This window comes from Pleomorphomonas sp. JP5 (assembly GCF_023721815.1).
GTDB lineage: Bacteria > Pseudomonadota > Alphaproteobacteria > Rhizobiales > Pleomorphomonadaceae > Pleomorphomonas.
Genome location: NZ_JAMDLI010000004.1, coordinates 123,076 through 131,459, shown reverse-complemented (window position 1 = coordinate 131,459; position 8,384 = coordinate 123,076). Strand labels below are relative to the sequence as shown.

Sequence of the window (8,384 nt, the reverse complement as noted above, 5' to 3'; positions counted from 1 at the left end):
ATCCCGAACTCGGCCGTGAAACTCCCCAGCGCCAATGGTACTCCGTCTTAAGACGCGGGAGAGTAGGTCGCTGCCAGGCCTGCAAAGTGCAAGACCATTAGAGACAAATCCACACGACAAACTCTTCACAAACACAAACGAACAAACAACACAAAACAGCCCTCCGAGAGAGAAATCTCCGGAGGGCTGTTTGCGTCAAGCAACCTACACTAAGCAAAGCCGAATTGATCGCGTAGAGCCTGACGTTGCCCCCAGGAATTATCCAGTTCTGAGTTCGTTTCTGGCGTTGGTCTTTTCCTTACGGACGGCGGTGTCGGGCGTCGGCGCGGAGCCTTGCATTGCAGGGTAGCTACGTATGGACTCGATAACCGCTGAAGGCATCTAAGCGGGAAACGAACCTCAAAACCAGTGCTCCCTATCAGAGCCGTGGTAGACCACCACGTCGATAGGCCGGGTGTGGAAGCGCAGCAATGCGTGAAGCTTACCGGTACTAATAGCTCGATCGGCTTCATCGCTCTCATTATCCCTGTCCATCCAACAGGATGAACAAGACACAACATCACGATCCGGCCCATAAAGCCGCCAAAGACCAATCTCTTCGCTCAGCTCTCCCCACAAGGGAAAGTCGAGCTCTTGCCCTTCGCCGGCCTGGTGGTCATGGCGGGGAGAAATGCACCCGATCCCATCCCGAACTCGGCCGTGAAACTCCCCAGCGCCAATGGCATTGCAGGGTAGCTACGTATGGACTCGATAACCGCTGAAGGCATCTAAGCGGGAAACGAACCTCAAAACCAGTGCTCCCTATCAGAGCCGTGGAAGACCACCACGTTGATAGGCCGGGTGTGGAAGCGCAGCAATGCGTGAAGCTTACCGGTACTAATAGCTCGATCGGCTTCATCGCTCTCATTATCCCTGTCCATCCAAAAGGATGAACAAGACACAACATCACGATCCAGCCCATAAAGCCGCCAAAGACCAATCTCTTCGCTCAGCTCTCCCCGCAAGGGAAAGCCGAGCTCTTGCCCTTCGCCGGCCTGGTGGTCATGGCGGGGAGAAATGCACCCGATCCCATCCCGAACTCGGCCGTGAAACTCCCCAGCGCCAATGGTACTCCGTCTTAAGACGCGGGAGAGTAGGTCGCTGCCAGGCCTGCAAAGTGCAAGACTATAAGAGACAAATCCACACGACATAAACTCTTCACAAACACAAACAAACAACACAAAACAGCCCTCCGAGAGAGAAATCTCCGGAGGGCTGTTTGCGTTCAATCAACTTAGACTAAGCAAAACCGAATTGATCGCGTAGAGCCGCAAGCGCTCCTTATATCGGGCAGTGAAGGGGAGCGGCGACCGGCTCGCCGTGCTGGGGTGGGAAGCCTCACCCCGTCACGTGAGGCGCTTCGTCGGACAGCTCGGCCGTCAGGAAGGCCATCAGCTCTCTCTCGTTATAGGGCTTCAGGATGATCGGCGATCCCGCGAGATCGGCGGGCACCACATCCGACGCCATCAGCCCCGTCATGAAGGCGTAGCGTATGCCTCGGCGCCGCAGCTCGCGGGCGACGTCGAAGGAGGTGCTGTTGAAGAGGTAAATGTCCAGCAGCGCCGCCTGGGGTTTTCCCTCGTCGAGGCATTCCAGGGCGGCTGCGGAGGTCGAGAAGGGGCCGACGACCGTGAACCCCTTGGAGATCAGGAGATCTTCGAGGTCCATGGCAATCAGCGGCTCATCCTCCAGGACGAGAATTCGCTTGCCGCCGATCATGTATCCACCTCGCATTTCCATAGCCGCTTGAAATTATTCCGGCTTTGAGCCTATGGATTCTACTGGCGAGGGACCGCTCTGTATGTCCAATACTGAACACAGGGCGAAGGTCTTTCGTTTTTTTTACGTCGGTAGGAAAACGTATGGCGGCGATTTCGACGTTCGAGGGCAAGACAGGCAACAATCTCATAGATGCACTGCGCCCCCGGGAGTGGGAACGACTGGTTTCGCGTCTTCAGCCATGGACCGGCGAGGTCGGGCGCATGCTACAGACGCCCGGCAACCGGGTGGAGTGGGCCTATTTCCCGATCGGCAAGGCGATGGCGTCCTATCGCGTCACCTTCGGCGATGGGCGCGAGGTGGAGACCGCCCTGATCGGTCGCGAGGGGGCCGTCGGCGGCATCGTCAGTCGAGGTCACCTGCCGGCCTTCGCGCTGGCCGTGGTGCTGTTCGGAGGGACGTTCGTCCGGATATCGCTCAGCGAGCTCGAGGCCCTCAAGGCCGAGGAGCCGACCATCGACTCCCTGTTCAATCGCTATGCCGATTGTCTTCTCGCCCAGGTGTTCCAGGCCAGCGCCTGCAACGCAGCCCACAGCATTCAGCAGCGGGCGGCGCGCTGGCTGGTCGCCGCCAGCGAGCGCACCGGCTCCGACGAGTTGACGCTGACCCAGGACCAGCTGGCCGGGTTGCTCGGCGTCGGTCGCAGCTACACCACGCGCGTCATCGGCCGCTTCAAGGCGGAAGGGGTGGTCGATACCCAGAGGGGCCGCCTGACGGTTCTCGATCACGACAATCTCGCGTCGATGGCCTGCGCCTGCAACGACGTCGTCCGGAGCCATTTCGACACGGTACTGACGGGCGTTTACCCCGAGGTGTGAGGGCGACTACAGCACCCTGAGGCCGAGTTCCTTCAGGAGCTCGGTCGCCTGGGCGCGGGAGATGATGGCGCCCCGGAAATGCGCCGCGTCGCCGAGGCGGATGCCGCCGAGATCCGCTCCGCGCAGGTCGGCCCCCTCGAAGCGGGCGCGGATGAGCTGGGCGTCGCGCAGGCTGCTGTCTTCAAACACCACGCCACGGAAATCGGCCCCTTCGAGCAGGGCGCCGGAGAGATCTACCTGCTTGAGCGTCTGGTCGCGGAAGGAGACTTTCGGCAGCCGCGCATCGACGGCCAGAACTTCCTCGAGCTGAAGATCGACGGTGCGGGCATCGGTGAAATCGGCGCCGGTCAGCTTGCTGCGGCGAAAGGCGGCGGAGGTCAGCACCGTCTGCCGGAAGCGGGCATTGTTGAAGTCCGACGAGACGATCTCGGCGTCGACGAGATCGGCGCGGCTGAAATCGGCGAAGGCGGCCTTGCAGGCCGCCCACCGGCTATCGGCGAGCCGGGTGCGGACGAGCTTGCAGTGAGCGAGGTTGCACCCGTCGAACTGCCATCCCCCAAGCTCGACCTCTCCGAAGACGAGGCCGTCGAGATCGGCGCCGACAAGGCGGCGCGGCCCGTCGCCGGCAAGCAGGCGGTTGAGCCCCGCCTGATCGACGGATTGGCCGGTAAGATCGATGGTCGGAATGTCGGTCATGAGATGGACTGCCCTGCGTCGCGACCGGTGAGGCGGCCACGCAAGGCCGGATCGGTCATTCGCCGTCGAAGGCGATCAGCGTGCGAACGTTGACGTTGAGAGCGCGAAGCTTGTCGGCGCCGCCAAGGGCCGGCAGGTCGACGATGAAGCAGGCCGCCTCGATCTCGCCACCCATCTGGCGGATCAGCTTGGCGGCGGCGCTGGCCGTGCCGCCGGTGGCGATCAGGTCGTCGACCAGCAGGACGCGCTCGCCGGGCAGGATGGCATCCTTGTGCATCTCGATCTCGTCGACGCCGTATTCCAGGCTGTAGACCATCGACACCGTCTCGTGCGGCAGCTTGCCCTTCTTGCGGATCGGCACGAAGCCGGCGCTGAGCTGGTGGGCGACGGCGCCGCCCAGGATGAAGCCGCGCGCCTCGATGCCGGCCACCTTGTCGATCTTGCCGCCCGCCCAGGGCTGAACCAGTTCGTCGACGGTGCGACGGAAGGCCCGGGCATTGCCGAGGAGGGTGGTGATGTCGCGGAAGATGATGCCCGGCTTGGGATAGTCGGGGATCGCGCGAATGGTGTCGGCCAGATTCATGGAAGGGCTTCCCGAAGAAGTTACGGCCCGTTCTAGACAACGAGGGCCCTGGCCGCAACCACTTCGGCCGGCTATCCCTGCTTTGTCGGCAAAGCGAGGATAGCAAGGCAACTTTCCCAAGCATCGAACGCGCACTCGGCCATTCACATGGCGCGTTCATCCGATCCGATTTCGGAGGTGGCCTCTGGCCGTCTTTGGCGGAAGGGAGGACGCCCCTCCGTTCGGAGGGAGCGTCTTGCCGATCGCCTCTCCGTTCCGGTCGAGTTCCTCTTTAGCAGTGCGGGTTATTGAAGACGTTGATCATGTTGTTGTAGCGGGTGCTAAGGGCCGCTTGGCCGCGCCCGATTGGATCGAGGATGTTGAAGTTGATGTCATCGGCCTTTTTGACATATTTGCCAGCCTCGGCATCACTGACGACCTGCCGACCCTCGGCGACAAAGTCGTTGACCGCGTTCATTATGTAGGGGCAGCCGTTCGGGTCGGCTTCAACGATCTTCTTGCCCCAGCCGTCGGCCATGGCGGCGGCCTGATCGAGGCGAGCGCGAAATGGGGCGACGGTCTCCTTGGACCCTGCTGTCTGAAAGACCGCGTACGACAGCCGGAGAGCCTGTTTGGCGTAAAGGATCAGTCCTGCGCGGAAATAGTCCTGCGTGTCCTTCTGCGCCTTGTCGAAAGCCTCCCGCGTGTTGATCTCGTCCTGCTTTTCGATGCCGGTCAGGAAGGCTTCCTCGGCCTTCACCACCTCGGTCAGGGTGGAGACATAGGCGTCGTCTTGCTCGCGCGCTTTCTTGCCGCCGTCGGCAAGATAGCCTTTCGAGTCGGCGTAATTGCTCAACTCGGTATTGATCGGCTGAAACTTGCTCAACGCGTCCTCGAAGCTCTTTGCCGGCCCGTCGATTTCCGGCATCGCATGGGGCAACGCGATCGCTTTGGTCAGCTTCTGCTTCGTCTGGTTGAGGGTAAACGGGTAGGCGACGGAGTAACTGTCCAGTTTCTCGCCAGACTTCAGTTTGGGCTCGATATATTGCTGATGGTCGGAAAGCGTTTTGGCGAAGGGGGTGTTCAGGCTATTCGCTACCTCGACATACGCGTTGAATTTGGCGATTTCCTGCTGGTCGGCAGAGGATTGGGTTTGCTGTTCCGACGAGGATTTCTGATCGTTGCAGGCGGAAAGTACCACGATGCTGGTCAAAAGAATGCCAGCGGAAAGAATGTTCAAACGCACGTTTTCTCTCTTTATCGACATGTGATGTTCGGCGGACTTAGTCCTCCGGAAGAGATAATGGAGCGCACCCTCATTGGTTCCCGCGCATGGCGAATCTTTTCGGGCAGCGCGCCCGGAGACATTCGATGCGGACTTTGCGTTGATTATGTGAAGTCGGCTCGAGATCGCAGAAATCCGGAGTGGATAACGCCGGTTTCGTGTCCTTCCCTCGGGAGCTGACACAAAAAAAAAGGGCCCGCTGACGGGCCCTTAAGTTGCTATTGTGTCGCAAGCGATCAGTGCGGAACGCCGCGCCAGACCTGCCGCTTCACGAAGTAGAGGATGCCGGCGAAGATGATCAGGTAAAGCATCACCTTGAGGCCCAGCTCCTTGCGGGCGTCGAGGTGCGGCTCGGCCGCCCACATCAGGAAGGCCGAGACGTCCTGAGCATACTGCTCCTTGGTCTGCGGCGTACCGTCGGAATATTCGACGAGGTCGTCGTCGAGGGGCGGCGGCATGCGCAGGGAGATGCCGTTGATGAAGTGCGGGTTGTAGTAGGTGCCTTCGGGCACCTCCACGCCTTCCGGCGGGTCCTGGTAGCCGGTGAGCAGCGAGGCGATGTAGTCCGGGCCCTGCTCCTGGTAAGGCCAGAACATGTCGAAGACGAACCAGGGGAAGCCGCGATGGACGGCGCGCGCCTTGGCCAGCAGCGACATGTCGGGCGGCAGGGCGCCACCGTTGGCGGCGCGGGCCGCGTTGTCGTTGGCAAAGGGCGAGGGGAACGGATCGGACGGCAGGCGCGGCCGCTCGAACATCTCGCCGACGTCGTTGGGGCCGTCCTCGATGGCGTAGGTGGCCGCGAGCACCTTCACCGCGTCCTCTGAGAAGCCCGGTCCGCCCTCGTCGGCGAGGTTGCGGAACTTGACGAGCTTCATCGAGTGGCAGGACGAGCAGACGTCCTTGTACACCTGATAGCCGCGCTGTAGCTGGGCTTGGTCGTAGCGGCCGAAGATGCCGGCGAACGACCATTCCTGACGGGTCGGCTTCAAGAGCGGGAACTCCTGTGCCTTTTCCTCGGCAGACGCAACGGTGGTGGTGAGGGCAATGCCGGCGGCGAGAGCTGCGGCGGCCCAACGGATCATCTTGGCAGTCATGATTTCTCTCCGTCGGGCGCTCAATGGGCGGAACTGGCAGCCGATTTCGCCAGGATGGCGTCGTTGATCGACACTGGCAAAGGCTTCGGCTTCTCGATGTAGCCGAGCACAGGCAGGATCACCAGGAAGTAGGCGAAGTAGTAGAGGGTGCTGAGCTTGGCCCAGCTGACCGCCTGCATGCCGCCGATGATGTCGTCGGTCTTCACCGAGCCGAGGTAGCCGAGGAACAGCGCGTTGACGCCGAACACCCAGAAGGCGACCTTGAAGATCGGCCGGAAGCGGCCCGAGCGCACTTTGGAGGTGTCGAGCCAGGGCAGGAAGGCCAGGACGGCGATGGCGCCGAACATGGCGAGCACGCCGCCGAGCTTGCTATCGATCGGGCCGATGTTGAAGTCGATGGCGCGGAGGATCGCGTAGAACGGCAGGAAGTACCATTCGGGCACGATGTGGGCCGGCGTCGCCAGCGGGTTGGCCTCGATGTAGTTGTCCGGGTGGCCCAGGAAGTTCGGCTGATAGAAGACGAACCAGCCGTAGAAGATCATGAACAGCACGATCCACATCACGTCCTTGGAGGTCGCGAAGGGCGTGAAGGGCACGGTGTCCTTCTCGCTCTTGACGTCGATGCCGAGCGGGTTGTTCTGGCCGACCACGTGCAGCGCCCAGACGTGCAGCACCACGACGCCGGCGATCAGGAACGGCAGGAGGTAGTGCAGCGAGAAGAAGCGGTTGAGCGTGGCGTTGTCCACCGAGAAGCCGCCGATCAAGAGCGTCTGGATCGGCTGACCGACGATGGGAAGCGCGGTGAAGAAGTTGGTGATGACGGTGGCGCCCCAGAAGGACATCTGGCCCCAGGGCAGCACGTAACCCATGAAGGCGGCGGCCATCATGAGAAGGTAGATGATGACGCCGAGGATCCACAGGATCTCGCGCGGGGCCTTGTAGGAGCCGTAGTAGAGGCCGCGGAAGATGTGGATGTAGACGGCGATGAAGAACATCGACGCGCCGTTGGCGTGGAGATAGCGGATCAGCCAGCCCCAGTTGACGTCGCGCATGATGCTCTCGACGGAGCGGAAGGCGACGTGGCTCTCGGCGGCGTAGTGCATGGCCAGCACGATGCCGGTGACGATCTGCACCACCAGCATCATGGCGAGGATGCCGCCGAAGGTCCAGAGAGCGTTCAGGTTGCGCGGCGTCGGATAGGAGACGGCGGTGTCGTGCAGGAGGCGGACGATCGGAAGACGCGCCTCGAACCACTTCCCGATGGCCGTTCTCGGAACATAGGTCGAATGACCGGACATGGAATACCTCGTCGGGAAGGGCGATCAGCCGATGCGGATCTTGGTGTCGGTAAGGAAGGCGTAGGGCGGGATGGGCAGATTTTCCGGCGCCGGGCCCTTACGGATGCGGCCTGCGGTGTCGTAGACCGAGCCGTGGCAGGGGCAAAACCAGCCGCCGAACTCGCCGGACTCGTCGAGCGGAATGCAGCCGAGATGGGTGCAGACCTTGGTCATGACGAGGATGTTCTCCTTGCCGGTCGCGGCGCGGTTGGCGTCGGTGGCGTCGGCGGAGGCATCGGCGTTGGCATTGCGGGCCAGCGGGTCCTTGAGCTCGTCGAGCTTGACCGCCTTGCCTTCCTCGATTTCCTTCTCGGTGCGGTTGCGGATCACCACCGGCTTGCCGCGCCACATGACCGTGATCGCCTGGCCCGGCTGGACGCCGGAAATGTCGACCTCGACCGACGCCATCGCACGGGTGGAGGCGTCGGGGTTCATCTGGTCGACGAACGGCCAGGCCGCGGCGGCAACGCCGACCACGCCGAAAGCACCGGCGGCGTGCAGGAGGAAATCGCGGCGGGTTGGTTCTGCCGGTGTATCGCTCTCAGCCAAGATCGCTTCCTTTCGCGCGGGGAGCGGTCGCCAAGGGTCGGCTGGCGGCCGCTTCATCAACCTCGTCGTCGCCACCCCGTCCGCGGCATCGATGCGAGGTTGAAGAAAAGAGGTTCAACAACTTGCACGGCTTCCGGCGCGGACGCGACTACGCCTTGCTACGGATGCCTTTCCGGCCCCCTTTATGCATCAACGCCGAGCGTTGTCCAGTTGGTGCGCTTGAGA

Annotated in this window: 8 protein-coding genes, 2 rRNA genes and 1 other annotated feature; of the genes, 3 read left to right on the top strand and 7 right to left on the bottom strand. The window is 62.0% G+C overall.

Translation table 11 applies throughout. From position 1 onward, the window contains the following. Together M4J40_RS04870 and rrf are read left to right on the top strand one after the other, a co-directional pair. Nucleotides 1–515 (top strand): 23S ribosomal RNA (locus M4J40_RS04870); the annotation flags it as partial. Between the two features lie 132 nt (nt 516–647). After that, nucleotides 648–733: a sequence feature (5S ribosomal RNA rRNA prediction is too short), on the top strand. 300 nt (nt 734–1,033) lie between these two features. Continuing rightward, nucleotides 1,034–1,149 (top strand): 5S ribosomal RNA (rrf, locus tag M4J40_RS04865). 228 nt (nt 1,150–1,377) lie between these two features. On the opposite strand, the gene M4J40_RS04860 is transcribed toward rrf, so the two are convergent. Beyond that, complete coding sequence (locus M4J40_RS04860; protein ID WP_251752558.1) at nt 1,378–1,758, bottom strand: response regulator; 381 nt, start codon at nt 1,756–1,758, stop codon at nt 1,378–1,380. Between the two features lie 143 nt (nt 1,759–1,901). On the opposite strand from M4J40_RS04860, the gene M4J40_RS04855 reads away from it, so the two are divergent. Next, nucleotides 1,902–2,636, top strand: a complete 735-nt coding sequence (locus M4J40_RS04855) for a Crp/Fnr family transcriptional regulator (protein ID WP_251752556.1) — start codon at nt 1,902–1,904, stop codon at nt 2,634–2,636. A gap of 6 nt (nt 2,637–2,642) precedes the next feature. Here M4J40_RS04855 and M4J40_RS04850 read toward each other — a convergent pair whose 3' ends face one another. The 6 genes from M4J40_RS04850 to petA form a co-directional block, all read right to left on the bottom strand. Then, the gene (locus tag M4J40_RS04850; RefSeq protein ID WP_251752554.1) at nt 2,643–3,332 is read right to left on the bottom strand and encodes a pentapeptide repeat-containing protein; all 690 of its coding nucleotides are present in this window, start codon (nt 3,330–3,332) and stop codon (nt 2,643–2,645) included. A 55-nt stretch (nt 3,333–3,387) separates the two neighbouring features. Continuing rightward, the gene (locus tag M4J40_RS04845; protein ID WP_251752553.1) at nt 3,388–3,915 is read right to left on the bottom strand and encodes an adenine phosphoribosyltransferase; all 528 of its coding nucleotides are present in this window, start codon (nt 3,913–3,915) and stop codon (nt 3,388–3,390) included. 271 nt (nt 3,916–4,186) lie between these two features. Next, complete coding sequence (locus M4J40_RS04840) at nt 4,187–5,134, bottom strand: DUF3829 domain-containing protein (protein ID WP_251752551.1); 948 nt, start codon at nt 5,132–5,134, stop codon at nt 4,187–4,189. A gap of 281 nt (nt 5,135–5,415) precedes the next feature. Next, complete coding sequence (locus M4J40_RS04835) at nt 5,416–6,273, bottom strand: cytochrome c1 (protein WP_251752550.1); 858 nt, start codon at nt 6,271–6,273, stop codon at nt 5,416–5,418. A gap of 20 nt (nt 6,274–6,293) precedes the next feature. Beyond that, the gene (locus tag M4J40_RS04830; protein WP_251752549.1) at nt 6,294–7,571 is read right to left on the bottom strand and encodes a cytochrome b/b6; all 1,278 of its coding nucleotides are present in this window, start codon (nt 7,569–7,571) and stop codon (nt 6,294–6,296) included. Nucleotides 7,572–7,595: 24 nt separating this feature from the next. Beyond that, nucleotides 7,596–8,159 carry a ubiquinol-cytochrome c reductase iron-sulfur subunit gene (petA, locus tag M4J40_RS04825; RefSeq protein WP_251752547.1) on the bottom strand — a complete coding sequence of 188 codons (564 nt, stop codon included), beginning with the start codon at nt 8,157–8,159 and terminating at the stop codon, nt 7,596–7,598. Between the last annotated feature and the right edge of the window lie 225 nt (nt 8,160–8,384).

What these genes read in the sequence shown, in the direction of transcription:
- M4J40_RS04860 (WP_251752558.1), bottom strand. Translation starts at nt 1,758, where the DNA reads ATGATCGGCGGCAAGCGAATTCTCGTCCTGGAGGATGAGCCGCTGATT.
- M4J40_RS04855 (WP_251752556.1), top strand. Translation starts at nt 1,902, where the DNA reads ATGGCGGCGATTTCGACGTTCGAGGGCAAGACAGGCAACAATCTCATA.
- M4J40_RS04850 (WP_251752554.1), bottom strand. Translation starts at nt 3,332, where the DNA reads ATGACCGACATTCCGACCATCGATCTTACCGGCCAATCCGTCGATCAG.
- M4J40_RS04845 (WP_251752553.1), bottom strand. Translation starts at nt 3,915, where the DNA reads ATGAATCTGGCCGACACCATTCGCGCGATCCCCGACTATCCCAAGCCG.
- M4J40_RS04835 (WP_251752550.1), bottom strand. Translation starts at nt 6,273, where the DNA reads ATGACTGCCAAGATGATCCGTTGGGCCGCCGCAGCTCTCGCCGCCGGC.
- M4J40_RS04830 (WP_251752549.1), bottom strand. Translation starts at nt 7,571, where the DNA reads ATGTCCGGTCATTCGACCTATGTTCCGAGAACGGCCATCGGGAAGTGG.